Source organism: Kitasatospora sp. NPDC043949 (assembly GCF_056435365.1).
This window is the reverse complement of the sequence record NZ_JBWKEQ010000087.1, coordinates 1-21,069: the sequence shown is the minus strand read 5'-3', so window position 1 is coordinate 21,069 and position 21,069 is coordinate 1. Positions and strand designations below refer to the sequence as shown.

At 72.9% G+C, this 21,069-nt stretch carries 14 protein-coding genes; 12 read left to right on the top strand and 2 right to left on the bottom strand.

Annotated elements, in window-relative coordinates:
* Positions 1 to 119: 119 nt before the first annotated feature.
* The gene (locus AC07AL_RS37330; protein WP_363627898.1) at positions 120 to 2,786 is read right to left on the bottom strand and encodes a transglycosylase domain-containing protein; all 2,667 of its coding nucleotides are present in this window, start codon (positions 2,784 to 2,786) and stop codon (positions 120 to 122) included.
* 353 nt (positions 2,787 to 3,139) lie between these two features.
* Between AC07AL_RS37330 and AC07AL_RS37325 the strand changes: the two genes are divergently transcribed.
* From AC07AL_RS37325 to AC07AL_RS37305, 5 genes are all read left to right on the top strand, one after another.
* On the top strand, positions 3,140 to 3,841 hold the full coding sequence (locus tag AC07AL_RS37325) for a PadR family transcriptional regulator (protein WP_063348480.1): 702 nt from the start codon (positions 3,140 to 3,142) through the stop codon (positions 3,839 to 3,841).
* Between the two features lie 126 nt (positions 3,842 to 3,967).
* Complete coding sequence (locus AC07AL_RS37320; protein ID WP_363579861.1) at positions 3,968 to 5,050, top strand: inositol-3-phosphate synthase; 1,083 nt, start codon at positions 3,968 to 3,970, stop codon at positions 5,048 to 5,050.
* Between the two features lie 140 nt (positions 5,051 to 5,190).
* Positions 5,191 to 6,528, top strand: a complete 1,338-nt coding sequence (locus tag AC07AL_RS37315; protein ID WP_363579862.1) for an MFS transporter — start codon at positions 5,191 to 5,193, stop codon at positions 6,526 to 6,528.
* Positions 6,529 to 6,624: 96 nt separating this feature from the next.
* Positions 6,625 to 7,269 (top strand): LppU/SCO3897 family protein, encoded by a 645-nt coding sequence (locus AC07AL_RS37310; protein WP_363579863.1) that lies wholly within the window; start codon positions 6,625 to 6,627, stop codon positions 7,267 to 7,269.
* Positions 7,270 to 7,303: 34 nt separating this feature from the next.
* Positions 7,304 to 8,362, top strand: a complete 1,059-nt coding sequence (locus tag AC07AL_RS37305; RefSeq protein ID WP_363579864.1) for an LppU/SCO3897 family protein — start codon at positions 7,304 to 7,306, stop codon at positions 8,360 to 8,362.
* 58 nt (positions 8,363 to 8,420) lie between these two features.
* Here the strand turns inward: AC07AL_RS37305 and AC07AL_RS37300 are convergent, their stop codons facing one another.
* A complete protein-coding gene (locus AC07AL_RS37300; RefSeq protein ID WP_400327508.1) occupies positions 8,421 to 9,821 on the bottom strand; it encodes a CCA tRNA nucleotidyltransferase in 1,401 nt (466 codons plus the stop codon).
* Between the two features lie 355 nt (positions 9,822 to 10,176).
* Between AC07AL_RS37300 and AC07AL_RS37295 the strand changes: the two genes are divergently transcribed.
* From AC07AL_RS37295 to trxA, 7 genes are all read left to right on the top strand, one after another.
* Positions 10,177 to 12,747 (top strand): DUF6049 family protein, encoded by a 2,571-nt coding sequence (locus AC07AL_RS37295; RefSeq protein ID WP_478319505.1) that lies wholly within the window; start codon positions 10,177 to 10,179, stop codon positions 12,745 to 12,747.
* A gap of 57 nt (positions 12,748 to 12,804) precedes the next feature.
* Complete coding sequence (murJ, locus tag AC07AL_RS37290) at positions 12,805 to 15,288, top strand: murein biosynthesis integral membrane protein MurJ (RefSeq protein ID WP_400985518.1); 2,484 nt, start codon at positions 12,805 to 12,807, stop codon at positions 15,286 to 15,288.
* A 307-nt stretch (positions 15,289 to 15,595) separates the two neighbouring features.
* Positions 15,596 to 17,578, top strand: a complete 1,983-nt coding sequence (locus AC07AL_RS37285; RefSeq protein WP_478319504.1) for a protein kinase family protein — start codon at positions 15,596 to 15,598, stop codon at positions 17,576 to 17,578.
* 48 nt (positions 17,579 to 17,626) lie between these two features.
* A complete protein-coding gene (gene sigM, locus AC07AL_RS37280; RefSeq protein ID WP_400804292.1) occupies positions 17,627 to 18,346 on the top strand; it encodes an RNA polymerase sigma factor SigM in 720 nt (239 codons plus the stop codon).
* Entirely contained in the window at positions 18,343 to 19,311 is a 969-nt protein-coding gene (locus tag AC07AL_RS37275) for a hypothetical protein (protein ID WP_478319503.1), read from the top strand. The genes sigM and AC07AL_RS37275 overlap by 4 nt, the downstream gene beginning before the upstream one ends.
* A 204-nt stretch (positions 19,312 to 19,515) precedes the next feature.
* A complete protein-coding gene (gene trxB / locus AC07AL_RS37270) occupies positions 19,516 to 20,484 on the top strand; it encodes a thioredoxin-disulfide reductase (RefSeq protein ID WP_363579870.1) in 969 nt (322 codons plus the stop codon).
* 143 nt (positions 20,485 to 20,627) lie between these two features.
* On the top strand, positions 20,628 to 20,954 hold the full coding sequence (gene trxA, locus AC07AL_RS37265) for a thioredoxin (protein WP_363579871.1): 327 nt from the start codon (positions 20,628 to 20,630) through the stop codon (positions 20,952 to 20,954).
* Positions 20,955 to 21,069: the final 115 nt, after the last annotated feature.

Here is a 21,069-nt window from a genome sequence, read left to right as displayed (position 1 = left end):
CCCCCCCCCCCCCCCCCCCCCCCCCCCCCCCCCCCCCCCCCCCCCCCCCCCCCCCCCCCCCCCCCCCCCCCCCCCCCCCCCCCCACCGCCGTTCGGTTCATCCGCTCAGCGGGTGGTGGTCAGGGCAACAGCCCGTTCTGTCCACCGCCCCCGCCGGTCGAGGACGGTGTCGGCGGCCTGCCGCTCGGCTTGGTGGTCGTCGGCGGGGGGTCCGTCGGCGGCGCCGTGGGCGGGGGCGTGCTGCAGCCGAGGAGGCCGCAGCTGCTCGTCGGACCGGGGTTGGTCGTCTTGTGCGTCGACGTCTGGCTCGGCTGCGTGCCCGGGCAGTCCACGCCCGGGACACAGCCCGGGCCCTGGCTGGACACGGGCGGCTGCGGCTGGTTGTTGTTGGTCGGCGGCGGCTGGTTGTTGTTGGCCGGCTGGGTCGCGGGCGGGGCCGACGGGGTGTCGCTCGTCGTCGGCGTGGGCGTCATGCTCGGCGAGACCGGGGCGCCGGAGGAGTCCACCTCGGTGCCGACCGGCTGCGGGGTCGGGAAGTCCATCTTCTTCTCGTTGGCCAGCGCGGCCTTCATGTACCGGGTGAAGACGTCGGTCGGGATGTCACCACCGTGGATGGACTCCTTGCCGCCGGTGCCGTTGAGCGACAGCCGCTCGTGCTTGCTCGGGTCCTCGCGCCACATCGCGACGCTGGTCACCAGCTGCGGGGTGTAGCCGACCCACCAGGCCGACTTGTTCTGGTCGGTGGTACCGGTCTTGCCGGCCACCGGGCGGCCCAGCTCCTTGGCCTTGAAACCGGTACCGTTCTTCACCACGTTCACCAGCACGTCGGTGACGTTGTCCGCGACGGCCGGCTCCAGGGCGACCCGGGGGTCCTTCTTGCCGAAGCCCGGGCGCTCGATGCCGTTCACCTCGACCTTGGTGACCGAGTAGGGCTCGGCCTCCTTGCCGCTGGCCGCCAGGGTGCCGTAGGCGGTGGCCATCCGGATCGGGCTGATGGTGGAGGTGCCGAGGGCGAAGGTCGGGGTCTTCGGGTCGGCGAAGCTCTCCTTCCTGACGCCCATCTGCTCGGCGATGTTGGCCACGTTCTGACCGCCGACGTCCTGGTTGAGCTGGACGAAGGGCACGTTGAACGAGTTCTGCATGGCCGCCCGCAGCGAGACGTAACCGCGCTTGCCGGAGTCCTCGTTCTTCTGCCGGTAGGGCTTGCCGTCGTCGCCGATCACCAGCGAGCCGTCCGGCTTGCGGATCTCGGACATGTCGTCGGACAGGTAGCGGCTGTCGGCGTTGATCCGCTTCGGCTTGCCCTTGTCGTCGGTGGCCGTCTGGACGCCGATCTGCATGGCGGTCGCCAGCACGAAGGGCTTGAAGGTCGAGCCGACCTGGACGCCGATGGCGTCGGCGTTGTTGTCGAAGTGGCCGTTCTCCACGCCGTCGCCGCCGTAGAGGGCGACGATCGCGCCGTCGCCGGGGCGGATGCTGGCGGAGCCGAACTGGATGAAGGTGTCGTTGTTGGGGCGCTTCTGGGCGTTGAGGTTCTCGCCCTTGACGTCGTCGACGGCCTTCTTCAGGGCGTCGACCTTGTCCTTCTCGAAGGTGGTGTAGACCTTCAGACCGCCCTTGTCGATCATCTGCTGGGTGATCGTCTTGTCGGTGGCCATCAGGTACTTGTTGGCGGTGTCGACCAGGTAGCTGACCTCACCGTTCATGTTGGAGCTGGGCTTCTGCGGGATCGGGTCGGGGAAGGTGGCGCACTTCGCCCGCTCCTCCGGGGTGATGGCCTTGGTCTTCACCATGTTCTCGAGGATCCAGGCCCACCGCCCCTGGGCCCGCTCCTTGTTGGCCGGGTTGCTGGGGTCGTAGTACGACGCGCCCTTCAACAGGCCGGCCAGCATGGCGCTCTGACAGAGGTCGAGGTCCTTGGCGTCGACCCCGTAGTAGGCCTGCGCCGCGGCCTGGGCGCCGTTCGAGCCTCGACCGAACCAGCTGGTGTTCAGGTACCCCTTGAGGATGTCCGGTTTCTGCATCTTCTGATTGATCTTCAGCGTGATGAAGAACTCCTTCAGCTTGCGGCTGAGGGTCTGCTCCTGGCTGAGGTACGCGTTCTTCACGTACTGCTGGGTGATCGTCGAGGCGCCCTGGGTCTCGCCGCCCTTGGCCATGTTGTAGACGGCGCGGAGCATGCCCTTGGGGTCGATGCCGCTGTCCTCGCGGAAGGTCTGGTTCTCCGCCGCGATCACGGCGTTCTGCAGGTTGGGGCTGATGTCGGAGAGCTCGACGATCTGACGGTTGGTCTCACCCTTGCGGGTCATCTCCGAGCCGTCGGCCCAGTAGTAGATCGTGTTCTGGTCCTTCATCAGATCCTTGAGCTGCGGGATCTCAGTGGTCTGGTAGAGGTAGAACACCCCGCCCACGCAGGTGGCGAAGAAGATCAGGAAGCCGCTCAGCCACTGCCGCCAGGACGGCAGCCAGCGCCGGACGCCGGTCTTGCCGAACCGCGGGTAGTCGATGAACCGCTTCTTGCCGGGGCCTGCGGCGGCGGCCGCGGACGCGGAGGCGGCGGCAGCACCGCGCCGGCCGCCCTTGCCGCCCTTCTGGGCGGCCTTGCGCATCTCGGCGCGGCCCATCCGGGGCTGCTGAGCGGTCTCCCGTTCGCCCGGGGGGCGCCGGCGGCCGATGCCGTCCGAGCTCACCTCGTCCCGGCCGGGTCCGCCCTGACGGCCACCACCACCCGGGGGCTGCTGCCCGTCACCGCCCGGGCTGGGCGTCCTTCGCCGTCGTTCACTCATGTTGCAGCCACTCCTCGCCAGGCGGTTCCAGCCTGAAGGCAGGGTTCACGTCCGATGCCCGCCAACCGCCCTAACCCCGGAGGTGGTCCTCGTGCACACGCGACAGCGTACGCAGCCGGGAATCCCAACTAATCGGGCATCAGTCCCCAATGACCGCAAAACGGCAGCAGATCATTACACGCCCGTTGCCAATCACTCCTGCGCGTCGGCTTGTGATCACCTTCACGCGTGCCCCCCTTGCCCGTTCCGAGGGCCCGGTTTACTGTTCTCGATATATCGAGCCGATACATCGACGCGGCATACCGCCCGATGCAGCGGCCGGACGACGGCCGAGAGGAAGGAGGACGACGGCAATGGGCAGGCGCTCAGGAGTGCTGGAGTTCGCCGTTCTCGGTCTGCTCCACGACGCCCCGATGCACGGCTACGAGCTGCGCAAGCGGCTCAACGTCCTGCTCGGAACGTTGCGGGCGTTCTCGTACGGAACGCTCTACCCGTGCCTGAAGAGCCTGGTCGCCCAGGGTTTCCTGGTCGAGGACAACCCGGACGTCGAGTACGTCCCGGCCACCGCGCTCAACGGCAAGCGGTCCAAGACCGTCTACCGGCTCTCCCCCGAAGGCAAGCAGCGCTTCGAGGAACTGCTCGCCGACTCCGGGCCCGACGCCTGGGAGGACGAGCACTTCGGCGTCCACTTCGCGTTCTTCGGCCAGACCGACCGGGCCGTGCGGATGCGCGTCCTGGAAGGGCGCCGCAGCCGGCTGGAGGAGCGACTGGAGAAGATGCGCAACTCGCTGGCCCGGGCCCGCGAGCGGTTCGACGACTACACCGTCGAGCTGCAGCGGCACGGACTGGAGTCGGTGGAGCGCGAGGTCCGGTGGCTCAACGAGCTGATCGAGACCGAGCGGGCCAACCGCACCGGCCGGACCGGGCCCGCCACCGGCGGCAACACCACCGCCGTACCCCACAAGACTTCGGACGGCCGTGGCCAGGAGGAAGGGTCCCAGGACCCGCCCGGGCCACCGTACGACCGCCCGGGGCGCTCCGCCCAGGAGCGCTGACACCGCGTCAGCCCTGTGCCGCGCGGCAGGAGTGGGCGCCTCGCGCCCGTACAAGCAGTCATCGAAGAAGCAGGACGAGTGCCGTCGACCCCGGCGGCCCTCATGAGATCACAGGGAGCAACCGGAATGGGTTCGGTTCGCGTAGCCATCGTGGGCGTGGGCAACTGCGCCGCGTCGCTGGTGCAGGGTGTCGAGTACTACAAGGACGCCGACCCGGCCGGCAAGGTCCCCGGGCTGATGCACGTCCAGTTCGGTGAGTACCACGTCCGCGACGTGGAGTTCGTCGCCGCGTTCGACGTCGACGCCAAGAAGGTCGGCTTCGACCTGGCCGACGCCATCGGCAGCAGCGAGAACAACACCATCAAGATCTGCGACGTGCCGCCGACCGGCGTCACCGTCCAGCGCGGCCACACCCTCGACGGCCTGGGCAAGTACTACCGGGAGACCATCGAGGAGTCCGACGAGACCCCGGTCGACGTCGTCCAGGTCCTCAAGGACCAGCAGGTCGACGTCCTGGTCTGCTACCTGCCCGTCGGTTCCGAGGCCGCCGCCAAGTTCTACGCCCAGTGCGCCATCGACGCCAAGGTCGCCTTCGTGAACGCCCTGCCGGTGTTCATCGCGGGCACCAAGGAGTGGGCGGACAAGTTCACCGAGGCCGGCGTGCCGATCGTCGGTGACGACATCAAGTCCCAGGTCGGCGCCACCATCACGCACCGCGTGATGGCCAAGCTGTTCGAGGACCGCGGTGTCATCCTCGAGCGCACCATGCAGCTGAACGTCGGCGGCAACATGGACTTCAAGAACATGCTCGAGCGCGAGCGCCTGGAGTCCAAGAAGATCTCCAAGACCCAGGCCGTCACCTCGCAGATCCGCGACCGCGAGCTGGGCGCCAACAACGTCCACATCGGCCCGTCGGACTACGTGGCCTGGCTGGACGACCGCAAGTGGGCGTACGTCCGCCTGGAGGGTCGCGCGTTCGGCAACGTCCCGCTGAACCTGGAGTACAAGCTCGAGGTCTGGGACTCCCCGAACTCCGCCGGTGTCATCATCGACGCCGTGCGCGCCGCGAAGATCGCCAAGGACCGCGGCATCGGCGGCCCGATCCTGTCGGCCTCCTCGTACTTCATGAAGTCCCCGCCGGTGCAGTACTTCGACGACGAGGCCAAGGAGAACGTCGAGAAGTTCATCCGCGGCGAGGTCGAGCGCTGAGGTCGAGCGCCGGAGCCGGCGGCGGGTGACCGCCGCCGGCCGCGCCGAAGGGCCCACGATCATCGGATCGTGGGCCCTTCACCGTTTCTCGGCGAATGTTTCACGTGAAACGGCGGCCGGTTCCATGGCACTCTGGGCGGGTGGCGATCACCGAGAACGGCAGCACCCACCAGTCCGCACACCGTGCCACGCTTTTCGGTCTGCTCCGCGGCCGGGACTTCCGGCGGCTGCTGACCGCCCGGGTGCTCTCCCAGCTCTCGGACGGCGTCTTCCAGGTCTCGCTCGCCGCCTACGTCGTGTTCTCCCCGGAGAAGCAGTCCTCCCCCGCCGACATCGCCTCGGTGCTCGCCGTGATGCTGCTGCCGTTCTCGGTGATCGGCCCGTTCGCCGGGGTGCTGCTGGACCGCTGGCGCCGCCGCCAGGTGCTCTACTACGGCAACCTGGCCCGCTTCGGGCTCGGCCTGGGCACCGGCGCCCTGCTCCTGGCGGAGGCGCCGACCTGGCTGTTCTTCGCCTCGGCGCTGCTGGTCACCGCGCTCAACCGGTTCATCCTGGCCGGCCTGTCCGCCGCGCTGCCCCGGGTGGTCGAGCAGGACCAGCTGGTCACCGCCAACGCGCTCTCCCCCACGCTGGGCACGGTCGCCGCCGCCTCCGGCGGAGGGGTCGGCTTCCTGCTGCACCAGGTGATGACCCCCGGGCCGAAGGCCGACGCCGCGCTGGTCACGGTGGCCGCGCTGCTCTACCTGTCGGCCGCACTGGCCGCCCGCCGGATGGACCGCGACCTGCTCGGCCCGGAGAAGCACGGCGACCGCCCGGCGCTCGGCCAGGCGCTGGTCCGGGCCGCCGTCGAACTCGGCGCCGCCGTACGCCACTTGGTGCGGGACTGCCGGCCCGCCGTGCACGCGCTGGCCGCCGTCACCGCGGCCCGGTTCTGCTACGGCGTGCTGATCGTGGTCGTGGTGATGCTCGCCCGGTACACCTTCAACGACCCGGCCGACAGCGCGGCCGGACTGGTCACGCTCGGCCAGGCGGTCGGCCTGTCCGCCGCCGGGTTCTTCGTCGCCGCGGTGATCAGCCCCTGGTGCACCCGGCGGCTCGGCCTGGCCGGCTGGATGACGGTCTGCCTGGCGGCCCCGGTGCTCTTCGTCCCGGCGCTCGGCCTGAGCTTCACCCTGCTGCCCTGCCTGCTCGCGGCGCTGCTGCTCGGGGTGGTCACCCAGGGCACCAAGATCTGCGCCGACACCGTGGTCCAGGAGTCGGTCGAGGACGAGTACCGCGGCCGGGTCTTCGCGATCTACGACGTGCTGTTCAACGTCGCCTTCGTGACCGCCGCCCTGGTCACGGCGCTGGTGCTGCCGCTCTCCGGCCGCTCGGTCGTGGTGGTCGTCGGGGTCGCCGCGGTGTACGGGCTCTCGGCGCTCCTCTACCTGCGCTCCGCCCGGCGGTACGGGCCGCTCCCCGGCGACCAGGCCTCCTGAAGGCCCTCGGCCCCTCGGGACGGGGGCGTCCGACCGAGTCGCTAAGGTACGTCAGACCTGTCGGAGCGACAGCACTCGGCCTCGGGGGACGAACTGATGAGCACACCGCCCGGCCCGTACGGGCCACCTCCGCCGTACGGGCCGCCCCCGCAGCCGGCCCCGCCGTACGGGCAGGTGCCGTACATCCCGTCGCAGCCCCAACCCGCACCGCCCGGCTTCGGACCGCCGCAACCCGGACCGCCCCAGCCCGCACCGCCCGGCTTCGGACCGCCCCCGGCCTACGGCCAGCAGCCGCCCGGCTACGGCACCCAACCGCCGTACGGCCAGCAGCCGCCCGTCGGCCCGTACGGCTACCCGCCGCCCGCCCCGGCCGACGCGGCGCCCGCCGCGAAGCGCGGCGTCAAGGCGAAGCTGCGGATCGTCGGCGTGGTCGGCGGCTGCCTCGCACTGGCCGTCGGCTACTTCGTCAGCGGGCCGAGCGTCAGCAGCGCCAAGCCCGGCGACTGCGTCCGGGTGAGCGGCACGCGCGATGTCGAGATCGTCAAGTGCACTGACACCAAAGCGAATTACCGGGTCCTTTCGACGTTCGGCGACACCACCGACGTGAACCGCTGCCGGCAGACACCGCAGACCACCAGCGCCGTCTCGGGCAAGAGCGGACGCCGCTGGAACAAGAAGCGGTACGTGCTCTGCCTCGGCCCGATGACCCCGGCCGGCGCCCCGCTGCCGGGGAAGGTCTGACCTCTCCACCACCACCGCATCCCCGGGGGATCTCTTGTCCGTTCCGCCGCCCCAGCTGCCGTACGGTGCCCCGTCGCCCGACGACGGCAACCCCTACGCCACCGGAAACCCCTACGGCCGGCCGACCCCGCCACCGCCGCCCGGCCCGCCGCCCGGCTACGGCTACCCGGCCGCCCCGCCACCGCCCGACCAGCCGTACGGCTACCCCCCGCAGCCCGCGCCCGGCTACGGGTACGGGTACCCGCCGCCGGCGCCGCAGGACGGTCCCGCCTGCCGCTTCTGCGGCGGCTTCCCGGCCGTGGACGCCACCGTCCGCGGCCACCAGGGCCTGGTCCTGGCCTACCGGATGCTGCGGATGCCGGGCCCGTTCTGCCGCACCTGCGGAACGGCGACGGTGCGCGACCTGTCCGCCCGCACCCTGGTCCAGGGCTGGTGGAGCCCGGCGTCGGTGCTGCTGGCGCCGATCACCCTGCTGCTGAACCTCGCCGCCAACGGCAAGGTCAAGCGGCTGCCGCCGCCCGTCCCGGGCAGCCACGGCCCCCAGCTCGACCCCGGCGTCCCGCTGGGCCGGCGTCCGCACGCGCTGATGCTGCTGCTGCCGCTCTCGGTGGTCGTCACGCTCGTCCTGGCCGCCACCGGGGTGCTCGGCCCGAAGGACGACGGCCCGGCCGCGCCGATCGCGGTACCGACGGTGGCGGTGCCCCCGGTGACCACCTTCTCGGCGCCACCGCTGCCGACCCACGCGCCGCGGCCGTTCCCCTCGCCGACGTTCAGCATGCCGCCGGTGCCCACCATCACGCTGCCGCCGCCGACCGCCCCCAGCACCGCGGCCGACAGCATCGACCGGGCCAACCCCGGCGACTGCCTGCGCAACGAGAACGGCACCGGCGCGACCCACGACGCCAACCCGAAGATCACCATGCTGCCCTGCGGCGACTCCCGCGCCCAGTACAAGGTGGTCTTCAAGTACCTGGCCACGTCCGACGAGAAGGTCTGCGAGAAGCAGCCGAAGTCGGACAGCACCTACACCCGCACCTACTCCAACCTGCCGGCCCTCAACTACGTGCTCTGCCTGCAGAGCCTCCACGGCTGACCCGGCACGCCCGAGGGGTGGTCCCGGCCGACGCCGGGACCACCCCTCGCAGCGTCGCTCAGCCCTGCTGCTCGGCCCACCAGGCCCGCAGCGCGGCCACCGCCTCGTCGTGCTCCAGCGGGCCGTGCTCCAGCCGGAGTTCGAGCATGTGCTTGTACGCCTTGCCGACCTGCGGGCCGGGCTTGAGCCCGAGCAGCTCCATGATCTGGTTGCCGTCCAGCGCCGGGCGGACGGCGTCCAGCTCCTCCTGGGCCTTCAGCTCGGTGATCCGCTGCTCCAGGCCGTCGTAGGTGCGCGACAGCGCCGCCGCCTTCTTGCGGTTGCGGGTGGTGCAGTCGGAGCGGGTGAGCTTGTGCAGGCGCTCCAGCAGCGGTCCGGCGTCGGTGACGTAGCGGCGCACCGCGGAGTCCGTCCACTCGCCGCCGCCGTAGCCGTGGAAGCGCAGGTGCAGTTCGACCAGGTGCGAGACGTCCTCGGTGAGCTCCTTGGAGTACTTGAGCTCGCGCATCCGCTTGCGGGTCATCTTGGCGCCGACCACCTCGTGGTGGTGGAAGGAGACCCGGCCGTCCGACTCGAAGCGGCGGGTGCGCGGCTTGCCGATGTCGTGCAGCAGCGCGGCCAGCCGCAGGGTGAGGTCCGGGCCGTCCTGCTCCAGGTCGACGGCCTGTTCCAGGACGGTCAGCGAGTGCTCGTAGACGTCCTTGTGCCGGTGGTGCTCGTCCCGCTCCAGCCGCAGTGCGGGCAGCTCGGGCAGCACGTGGTCGGCCAGGCCGGTGTCGACCAGCAGCCGCAGGCCCTTCACCGGGTGCTTGGCCAGCAGCAGCTTGTTCAGCTCGGCCTGGACGCGTTCGGCGGACACGATGGTGATCCGCTCGGCCATCGCGGTCATCGCGGCGACGACCTCGGGGGCCGGCTCGAAGTCGAGCTGGGCGGCGAAGCGGGCGGCGCGCATCATCCGCAGCGGGTCGTCGGAGAAGGACTCCTCGGGGGTCGCGGGGGTGCGCAGCACCCGGGCCTCCAGGTCCTCCAGGCCGTGGTGCGGGTCGATGAAGCCGCGGCCGGGCAGGTCGACGGCCATCGCGTTGACGGTGAAGTCCCGGCGGACCAGGTCCTGCTCGATGGTGTCGCCGTAGGTGACCTCGGGCTTGCGGGAAGTCCGGTCGTACGCCTCGGAGCGGTAGGTGGTGATCTCGATCAGGAAGGAGCCCTCGGGGGTGTCCTTGCGGGCGCCGACCGTGCCGAACGCGATGCCGACGTCCCAGACCGCGTCCGCCCAGCCCTTGACCAGCCTGAGCACCTGCTGCGGGCGGGCGTCGGTGGTGAAGTCCAGGTCGTTGCCGAGCCTGCCGAGCAGGGCGTCCCGCACCGAGCCGCCGACCAGGGCCAGCCGGTGGCCGGCCGCCTCGAACCGACGGGCGATCTCGTCGGCCACCGGCGACACCCGCAGCAGCTCTTGCAGCCCCAGGGTCTGGGCCTCGCTCAGGCCTGGGACGGCCTGGACGGCGGTGCTGGAACGGTCGAGGTGCGCGGTGGACTCATTGGCAGTGGACACGGCTCACAAGAGTACGTGGCCCGGCAGGTCAACCGCCCGCGCGTTTTGGGCGTCTCACCCCAAGGCCCGCAACACTGCACCACGGGCTGCATCGTTACCATGCCGGTGGACGAGTCTCGGGCACCGGACAGGGGATGCGGTGTCGCGTGCCGCCGAGGACGGCGGAGCTCCCGCGGCACCAGCGCGGCGAACAGCGTCAAGCGAAGAACGTCAAGCGAACAGCATCAGCAGCGAGCGATCGAGAACGGCGAGGGCGGAACGAGTGAGTGAGCCGGCACGGCACTCGGGCCTGGGGGCGGACCGACGGCCCGGAAGGACCGAACGCCCCGTCGAAGGGCACGGTACGGGGCGGCGCGCGGGGCGGGCGGCCCGCCGCCTCGCCGCCGTCTGCGGGGCCGCCCTGGCCCTGTTCTCGGCGGTCGCCCCGGCCGCGGCGCTACCCGCCGGGGGCGGCATCCGGCCGACCGCCGACAACGGCGTCTCGGCCGAGTACCCGGTGGAGATGACCATCGAGACGGTGGCACCGCAGGTGGCCAGCCCGAACGGCATCGTGAAGATCACCGGGCACGTCACCAACACCGGCAAGGCGGCGGTCAAGAACGCCCACGCGGCCGTCCGCAAGCCGCTGTCCAGCAAACCGCTGCAGCGGCGCAGCGACCTCTCCCTGGTGACCACCCGCAGCGGCCCGAGCAACTCCGACGGCGTGGAGCTGGACAGCCCGCAGTACGCCCTGCCGGAGCTGGGCCCGGGCCAGAACCAGCCCTACACCCTGAGCGTCTCGGTGAGCGACCTCGGACTGTCCGACAGCGGCGTCTACGAGCTCGCGGTGGACGCCTGGGGCTCGACCGCCGACAACCAGCGCGACCGGCCGCTGGGCATCGCCCGGACCTTCCTGCCGTACAACCCGGGCGGCGCCGAGGCGCAGCCCAGCAAGGTCACCACGCTCTGGCCGCTGGTGCACGCGCCGGTGCTGGCCGCGCAGACCTACTCCGACAACGACCAGCCCGTCCCCGTCCTGCGCGACGACAGCCTGACCGCCGAGTTCTCCCCGGGAGGCCGGCTGTACGAGCTGGTGGACACCGGGGCCAAGATGACCGGGCTGACCTGGGTGGTCGACCCGGACCTGCTGGACACCGCGTTCGCGATGACCAAGCAGTACCGGGTGCAGAAGCCGGGCCAGGACGTCGTCGGCAAGCCGGCCAAGGACGACAACACCGTCCCCGGCACCGGCCAGGCCGCCGCCGCGGCCTGGCTGGACAAGCTGCGGACCGCCGTCGCCAAGCCGGGCGGCCAGGTGGTGTCGCTGCCCTACGCCGACCCGGACCTCGCCTCGATCGCGCACAACGGCGCCGACCTGACCGGGATGGGCACCGCCCTGGGCAAGGCGGCCACCGCCGGCCGGCTCACCGTCGAGGGCCGGCTGTCCGTCGACACCCGCTCGGACGTGGCCTGGCCGTACCAGGGCTACCTGGACCAGCAGATCGCCGGCGTCGCCCAGCAGGCCGGCAACGGCCTGGTCCTGGTCAACGGCGCGAGCATGCCGGAGCCGGACGCGATGAACTACACCCCGACCGCGGTGCGCCCGATCGGCAACGGGCAGAACGCGGTGGTCGCCGACGAGACCGTCTCCTCGCTGTTCCAGACCGACCTCGCCTCCCCGCAGGCGCAGTCCAGGGCGAACCAGCGCTTCCTCGCCGAGACCTACACGATCACCCACGAGCAGCCGCAGAACCAGCGCGGCCTGCTGGTGATGCCGCCGCGCGACCTGACCGCGAGCACCGCCAAGGTGCTGGCGGACGCCCTGCAGACGGCCTCCGACAACAAGTGGCTCGCCCCGGTCAAGCTGGACGCCCTGGCCCAGGCCGCGCCCGACCCGAAGGCCAACACCACCGTCCCGGCAGCCGCCGACTACCCGGCCCAGGCCCGCGCCTCGGAGCTGTCCGCGGCCGAGCTGAGCAGCACCGACGAGATCCAGCAGAACCTGGACACGCTGATGCGGGTGCTCACCCTGCCGCAGCGGGTGCGCGGCCCGTTCAGCGCCGCGATGGTCCGCTCGCTGTCCACCGAGTGGCGCACCAACACGGCGGTCGGCAGCACCTACCGCGAGGACGTCGCCAAGTACCTGGACGAACTGACCGGGGCCGTCCGGGTGACGAAGAAGAACGTGGTCACCCTCGCCGGCGACACCGGCCTGGTGCCGGTCAGCGTCCGCAACGACCTCACCCAGACCGTCACCAACCTCAAGCTGGTGCTCACCTCGACCCAGCCGAACCGGCTGCGGGTGGGCAAGGAGGAGGAACTGGTCATCCCCGCCGCCCAGAGCGCCACCCTCCGGTTCCAGGCCGAGGCGCGCAACAACGGCCCGGTCACCATGACCGCCCAGCTCTGGACCACCGGCCCCAACCCGCAGAAGTACGGCGAACCGCAGCAGTTCACGGTGGAGGTCACCTCGGTGACCAACGGCGTGCTGTACGTCTTCGCGGCCGCCGCCGCCCTGCTGCTGCTGGCCGCGCTGCGCTTCGTGCGCCAGCGCAAGCGGCGGGCCGGGCAGCCGCACGCCGACGGCGACCAGCCGGTCGACGGCCCGGCGGCGGGCGGCGCACCGGCCCCGGCGGCGGACGGGGCCCGGGACGGGGCGCAGGACGCGGGCGGGGACGCGAGCGGGGAGAAGCCCGACGGCGAGGCCGGGGGCGGTGCCGGCGAACCCGCCGGGAACGGCCCCGAAGACGGCTCCGACGGCGGATCCGCCGAGGCCGGCCCCGCGCAGACACCGCGCGGCAGCAACGCGGATGGCCGGGATCGGACCGCCAGTGATGAGAAGGTTGGTCCTTGATACCGCCGACCCCCCGCAACGCCGGGCCGGCCTCCCCCACGACAGCGAAGAGGTGACATGACCGGGCGCAGCGAGGAGCGGCCGCCGGGCCGCGGTGAGAACCGGCCGGGCGCCGAGTCGCCGTCCGGCGACTGGTACGTGGCCGACACCTACGCCCAGGACCCGTACGCGGCCGACGCGTACGGGAACCCGCAGGCCGGCCAGGACCCGTACGGTCTGCGGGCCGACCGGCCCGCGGCACCTCAGCCGCCGGCCACCGCGTACGACGTGCCGCCGCAGCTGCCGCCGCAGGGCGGCGGCTACCCGACGCCGGTGCCGCCGGCGCAGTACTCGGCGCCGACGCCGTTCGCGGCCCCGGTGCCGCCCGTGCAGCCCGGCTGGGACACCCCGGTGCAGGCCGCCTGGCAGGAGGCCCCGGCTCCGGCCGGCGGCGGCCAGTGGGGCGGCCCTGAGCAGCCCCGGCCGCAGTGGGAGCCGGGCCCGGCGCACTCGACCTGGGACAGCGAGACCACCGAGTACGTCGGGGTGGACGCGCTGTTCGGCGGCCACCAGGCGCAGGCCGCGGCCCAGCCGCCGGTGCCCCCGCCCGCCCCGGCGCACCCGGCGGCACCGCCGGTCGCGCCCCCGCCCCCCGCCACCGCCGTGCCGCCGGTCGCCCCCGCGCCGTACCCGCCGATGGGCGGCTACCCGGGGCAGCAGCAGTACGCCGGCCCGGACGGGCACCGCCCCTTCGTCCCCCCGATCGAGTTCGACCCGCCGCTCTCCGAGGACGAGGCCACCATGCAGGTGGCCGCCGTGGCGGTGCCGCCGGCGGTGGAGCCGCTGGCGGACCTCGTCGCCGAGGAGCGCGCCGCACAGCTGGCGCCCGCGGCCGAGCCCGCCCCGGCGGCCGGCGGCGGCAAGGTCGCGAGCCTGCTGAACTCCAGCGCGATCATGGCGGCGGGCACGCTGGTCTCCCGCGGCACCGGCTTCGTCCGGACCATGGTGATCACCGCGGCCATCGGCGTCGCCGTCATGGGCGACTCGTACAACGCCGCGTACACCCTGCCGACCCTGCTGTACATCCTGATCGGCGGCGGCGCGCTGAACGCCGTCTTCGTGCCGCAGCTGGTGCGCAGCATGAAGAACGACGAGGACGGCGGCACCGCGTACGCCAGCCGGTTGCTCACCCTGGTGATGGTCGGGCTCGGTGGCGTGGTGTTCCTCGCGGTGCTCGGGGCACCGCTGCTGGTGCAGCTGATCTCGCACTCGATGATGGAGAACGCGGACCGCGCCGAGACCACGGTCGCGCTGGCCCGGTACTGCCTGCCGACCATCTTCTTCATGGGCGTCCACGTGGTGATGGGGCAGATCCTCAACGCCCGCGGCCGGTTCGGCGCCATGATGTGGACCCCGGTCCTCAACAACATCGTGGTGATCTTCACCTTCGGCGCCTACATCTGGGTGTTCGGCGGCTACAGCGGCACTCAGGTGACCCCCGAGGGCATCTCGCCCGAGGGCGTCCGGCTGCTCGGCCTCGGCACCCTGCTCGGCCTGGTCGTCCAGTCGCTGGCGATGATCCCGTACCTGCGGTCGGCCGGCTTCCGCTACCGGCCGCGCTTCGACTGGCGCGGCCACGGCCTGGGCAAGGCCGCCCGGCTGGCCAAGTGGACCTTCTTCTTCGTGCTCGCCAACCAGGCCGGCTACCTGGTCATCACCCAGCTGGCCACCGCCGCCGGCAGCGCCGCCGAGAAGGGCGGCCACGAGGGCGTCGGCCTCGCGGCGTTCTCCAACGCCCTGCTGATCTGGCAGCTCCCGCAGGCCGTGATCACCGTCTCGATCATGAGCGCGGTGCTCCCCCGGCTCTCCCGGGCGGCGGCCGACGAGGACGCCGGCGCCGTCCGCGACGACCTGTCGTACGGGCTGCGCACCACCGCGGTGGCGGTCGTCCCGGGCGCCTTCCTGTTCCTGTCGCTCGGCCCGGTGATCGCCCGCTCGATCTACGGGATCGGCGGCGGTGACCGGGCCCTGGACAACGCCACCAACGTCGGCCTGATGCTGTCGGCCTTCGCGCTCGGGCTGATCCCGTACTCGGCCCAGTACGTGATGCTGCGCGGCTTCTACGCCTACGAGGACACCCGGACGCCGTTCTCCAACACCGTCTGGGTCGCGGTCTGCCAGGCCGGGTTCTCGGTGCTCTGCTGGTTCACGCTGCCCGCCCAGTGGGCCGTGATCGGGATGTCCTTCGGCTATGGTCTGGCCTACGCCGTCGGGGTGGCGGTCGCACTGCCGAAGCTGAAGAAGAAGATCGGCGGGCTGGACAGCAAGCGGATCGGCAAGACGTACAGCCGGCTGGCCACCGCCGGCGTGCCGTCCGCGCTGGTCGGCCTCGGCGTCAGCCTGGCGGTCCAGCAGGTGCTCGACGGCTGGATGGGCAGCGTGCTGTCCCTCGTCGCGGGCGGCGGCCTCCAGCTGGCCGTGTTCGTGCTGATCGCGAAGCGCCTGCGGATCGAGGAGCTCAACGCCATGCTCGGCATGGTGCGCGGCCGGCTGGGCCGCTGATCCACCACACCGACCGACCGGACGAGCGGGCGCCCTGACCGGGTGTCAACGGGAGCCACCGGCTCCTCCGCCCGTCCGGCCGGGTGCCGGGCCGCCGCCCGCGCCCGGCTCCGCCCGGGCCGCGAGATGGCGGCCCGGTGTCGGATCTGCACCACATCTCTCCACCAGCACGCAACCGAGCGCGCCCCTCAGCGGTCGTACTCGGTGGAGAAGAGTGGGCACAATTGTCCTGGAGCACGTGGCCGCCAACCCGCGGGCTCCAGCGACTCTCTCAAGCCGGGGCGACACAAGGGGAGGCAGGACCACGGTGGCTGATGGCACCAAGGCGGTCGTCGACACGTCAGCAGCTGACGCGGCGGCGGACGAGGCCGCACTGGCCGCGGCGATCGACGAGCTCACGGCGGGGAAGGCCGCCCCGGCGGGCGCCGCCGACACCTCCTCCAAGGACCCGTCCGAGGACGCGCCCGAGGACCGGGGCGCCGCCCCGGACACCCCGGTGGCCCCCGACGCGGGCACCGACGCCTCCGACGCCTCCGACGCCGGCCAGGACACCCCCCACGGCGAGGAGACCTCGGAGATCACCGCTCCGCTCTCGGCCCACGAGATCGCCGCCGAGCTGGCCGCGGGCACCGCCCGGCGCAAGCCCGCCGCCCCGGAGCCCGCGGCCGCCAAGCGCCGCCCCACCGACCCGCAGCCCACCGTCGACCCGCGCGACACCGCCACCCTGCCCCGCACCCTCCCCGCCCCGCTGCGGCACAGCGGCGACATGATCGGCCACCGGTACCGGCTGGAGGAGTGCATCTCCCAGACCGAGACCTTCAGCAGCTGGCGCGCGGTCGACGAGAAGCTGCGCCGGGCCGTCGGCGTCCACCTGATGGCCTCCGGCCACCAGCGCGCCCGCAAGGTGCTCGCCGCCGCGAAGTCCGCCGCCCTGCTCGGCGACCCGCGCTTCGTCCAGGTCCTGGACGCCGTCCAGGAGGGCGAGCTGGTCTACGTCGTGCGGGAGTGGCTGCCGCACGCCTCCGACCTCGCCAAGCTGCTCGCCGACGGCCCGATGGAGCCGCACGAGGCGTACCAGATGGTCCGCCAGGTGACCGACGCGGTCGCCGCCGCCCACCGACGCGGCCAGGCCCACCTGCGGCTCACCCCGCGCTGCGTGCTGCGCACCGACAGCGGCCAGTACCGGATCAACGGCATCGCGGTGGACGCCGCCCTGCGCGGGCTGCCCGACGAGGACGGCACCGACGGCTCCGAGCGCACCGACACCCGCGCGATCGGCGCCCTGCTGTTCGCCGCGCTCACCCACCGCTGGCCCTACCCGGAGGACCGCTACGACCTCCAGGGCCTGCCCAAGGGCCTCCAGAACGCCGCGCCGGACCAGGTCCGCGCGGGCGTCCACAAGGGCCTGTCCGAGCTGGCCGCGCGGGCCCTGTTCGACCACCCGCCGCACCACGCCGAGCCGATCACCACCCCGGAGGAGCTGACCCGGGCGATCGCGCAGATGCCCCGGATCCGCCAGCCCGAACCGGAGCTGCCCGCCTTCCCGGCCCCGCCCCGGCACAACACCCACGCGCTGCCGACCGCGCCCAACCCGACCCGGGTGGCCGACCCGGCCGTCGCCCCGCTGCCCGCCTCGTCCCGGCCGACCTCGAACCGGCGCACCCGGCGGCGGCTGCGCCGAGTCGTCAAGGCGACGGCATGGACGGTCGCCCTGGGCGCCATCGGCGTCGCCTCCTGGCAGTTCGTGGACAACCTGCGCAACACCGGACCGGGCACCCCCCCGCGGGCCTCGGCCACCAGCGACGCGCCGACCCCGCAGGCCAGCACCCACAATCCGACGCCGATCGCGCCCAAGGCCGCCCTCTCGTACAACCCGAAGGGCGACTCGGCGGAATCCGCCTGGGCCCTCCCCAAGGCCATCGACGGCGACCCCAGCACGAGCTGGCCGACCTTCGGCTACGACGACCAGTTCGTCCCGGGCGGCTACAAGGAGGGCACCGGTCTGCTGATCGACCTCGGCTCGCCGCACGCCGTCAGCTCGGTGAACGTCCAGTTCGTCGGCACCACCACGGCCGAGCTGCGGATCCCGAACGGCCAGGCGGCGGACAACCCGCAGAAGGCGCCGCTGACCTCCTTCACGACCGTGGGGAAGAAGAGCGGCAGCAGCGTCGACTTCGCTCTCAATGCCCCGACGAACACCCGCTTCCTCTTGATCTGGCTGACCAGCCTGCCGAAGGATACGGATGGCAAGTTCCGCGGGCAGGTCGCCGAGGTCAAGGTCTCCGGCTGACCGGAGGTCCGGCCTGCGGAACGACGGCGAGGGGGGCGAGGGGTGACGGTGGCGGAGGACGACGCGGCGCTGCTCGCCCGGCACGTCGCCGGCGACCCGGACGCCTTCGGCCTCCTGGTGAACCGCCACCGCGACCGGCTCTGGGCGGTCGCCCTGCGCACCCTGGGCGACCGCGAGGAGGCCGCCGACGCCCTCCAGGACGCCCTGGTCTCCGCCTTCCGCGCCGCCCCCGGCTTCCAGGGCCGCTCGGCGGTCACCACCTGGCTGCACCGGATCGTGGTCAACGCCTGTCTGGACCGCGCCCGGCGCAGCGCCACCCGCCGCACCACCCCGCTCGACGAGGACCCGCGGCGCCTGGACACCCTGGTCGGCGCCGCGGAACCGGCCGACTCCCCGGTGGTCCGGGCCGAGGTGCAGCGCGAGCTGGCCGCCGCGCTCGCCGAGCTGCCCGCCGAGCAGCGGGCCGCGCTGGTCCTGGTCGACATGCAGGGCTACCCCGTCGCCGAGGCCGCCGAGCTGCTGGGCGTCCCGGTGGGCACGGTGAAGAGCCGCTGCGCCCGGGGCCGGGCCCGGCTGCTCCCGCTGGTCCGCCACCTGCGCGAGAGCGGCGGCGGGCCGGATGTTTCACGTGAAACACCGAACGCCCCCGGCGCGGCCCCGCCACCTCGGCGGAACGCGCCGGGGAACCCGACGGGCACCGGCACCGTCACAGGGACAGGCCCGAACACCGGTCGGACGGTTCTGGAAGGAGACGCGAGCACGCGATGACGGCCCACCTCTCCTCCCCCGGCCCCGCCGGCCCCGCCGAGGACCACCCCTCCGTCGACGAGCTCGCCGACCTCGCCGAGGGGCTGGTCGAGTCCGCCGACGCCGCCCGGACGCTGCGTCGGCACCTGGACGGCTGCGCCGAGTGCCGCGAGACCGCCGACGCACTCGGTGAGGTCCAGGCACTGCTCGGCGCCGTCGAAGCCCCGCCGATGCCCGCCGACGTCGCCGCCCGGCTGGACGCCGCCCTCGCCTCGGCCGCCGCCTCCGCAGCGGCGGAGGAAGCCGAGAACGCCCCCCTCGCAGCCTCCCGGGCCGCCGCCCCTGCCCCGGCCGCCCGGGCCGCCGCGGCGCCCTCCGCACCCCCTTCCCGGCCCGCCGCGCCCACCGGCCCGGGCCGCCCCCGCCCCCGCCCCCGGCGGCGGCGTGCCGGCCTGCTGCTCGGCGCGACCGCCGCCCTGGCCGCGATCGCCCTCGGCGCAGCCCTGCTGCTGCACCCGGCCGGCCAGGACGACCAGCACCCGGCCCTGTCCGCCGGCGCCCCGGCCTCCGCCTCCCTCGGCACCGGCGCGAGCCCCGGCACGGCGCAGAGCTCCCGCGCCGACCACGCCGCGGGAGCCGGCCCGACCTACCAGGACGATCAGCTCGCCACCCAGATCCAGCAGCTGCTGGCCCGGTCGGGCACCGCCCCCGGGCTGCGCCCGACCGGGCCCGCCAAGCCCTCCGCCGCGATGCCCGCCGACGGCCGCCAGGAGCTCACCGCCCAGGCCTCCCCGCCGTCGTCCCCGCCGTCCTGCCCGGCCCCCGCCGAGGGTGTGCCGCTGGCCACCGACCACGGCAGCTACGCGGGCGCCCCGGTCGAGGTCCTGGTCTACCCGGCGCCCGGCCGGCCCGGGTTCGCGGACGTCTACCTGCGCTCCCCCGGCTGCGGCCCGGTCGTGCTGCAGCGCACCGTCCCCACCCGTTGACGTCCCGGGGATCGGAGGTCCCGGGGATCGGGGCTCCGTTCCCATGCGATCGACGAGCGGGGCGCCGCGCCGCTCCCACAGTGCGACCGCCTGGTACTGATCCGCCTGGGAATGCGAGACACTGGTCAGTCGTTGTCCCGGGCGGCGGAGCAGAACCGCCCTCCCCGCACCTAGCGCGGGTCGCGATGCGAACCAGGAGATGCAGTGAGCGACGTCCGTAACGTGATCATCATCGGTTCCGGCCCGGCCGGCTACACGGCCGCGCTCTACACGGCGCGGGCCTCCCTCAAGCCGCTGGTGTTCGAGGGGGCCGTCACCGCCGGCGGCGCCCTGATGAACACCACCGAGGTCGAGAACTTCCCGGGCTTCCGGGACGGCATCATGGGCCCCGAGCTGATGGACAACATGCGGGCGCAGGCCGAGCGCTTCGGTGCCGAGCTGATCCCGGACGACATCGTCTCGGTCGACCTCACCGGTGACATCAAGACCGTCACCGACTCCGAGGGCAACGTGCACCGGGCGCGCGCCGTGATCGTCACCACCGGCTCCCAGCACCGCAAGCTCGGCCTGCCGAACGAGGACAAGCTCTCCGGTCGCGGTGTCTCCTGGTGCGCCACCTGCGACGGCTTCTTCTTCCGCGACCAGGACATCGCGGTGGTCGGCGGCGGCGACACCGCCCTGGAGGAGGCGACCTTCCTCTCCCGCTTCGCCAAGAGCGTCACGATCATCCACCGCCGGGACAGCCTGCGCGCCTCCAAGGCGATGCAGGAGCGCGCCTTCGCCGACGAGAAGATCCGCTTCGAGTGGGACAGCGCGGTCGAGGCCATCCACGGCGACCCGAAGCTGAGCGGCGTCACCCTGCGCGACACCACCACCGGCGAGACCCGCGAGCTGGCCGTCACCGGCCTGTTCATCGCGATCGGCCACGACCCGCGCACCGACCTGTTCAAGGGCCAGCTGGACCTCGACGCGGAGGGCTACCTCAAGGTCGAGGCGCCCTCGACCCGGACCAACATCCCGGGCGTGTTCGGCGCCGGCGACGTCGTGGACCACACCTACCGCCAGGCCATCACGGCCTCCGGCACCGGCTGCTCCGCCGCGCTGGACGCCGAGCGCCACCTCGCCGCCCTGGACGACCTGGAGGCCAAGGCCACCGCCGCCGTGGCGGTCTGACCCCCTCGCCACCGACCGACCCCCGCGGGGGTGTGACACCCGTTTCACGTGAAACACCCCCGCCCCGGCCAGGGCGAAACAGAACGGGCCCGCCCGTTGTTCACCTGGCAGCAGCCCCCTCCGTCCGAACCCGAGGAGTTCCCGTGGCCGGCGCCACCACCACCGTCACCGACGCGACGTTCAAGGCCGACGTCCTGGACAGCGACAAGCCCGTGCTCGTCGACTTCTGGGCCACCTGGTGCGGCCCGTGCCGCCAGGTCGCCCCGATCCTGGACGAGATCGCGTCCGAGCACGGCGACAAGCTGACCATCGCCAAGCTGGACGTGGACGCCAACCAGGCGACCGCCGCCCAGTACGGCGTCATCTCGATCCCGACCCTGATCCTCTACAAGGGCGGCGAGCCGGTGAAGTCCATCACCGGCGCCCGTCCGAAGGCCGCGCTGCTGCGCGAGCTGGACGGCTTCATCTAGGTCGACCGGTCGTCGACCGTACGGCGGGGGGGGGGGGGGGGGGGGGGGGGGGGGGGGGGGGGGGGGGGGGGGGGGGGGGGGGGGGGGGGGGGGGGGGGGGGGGGGGGGGGGGGGG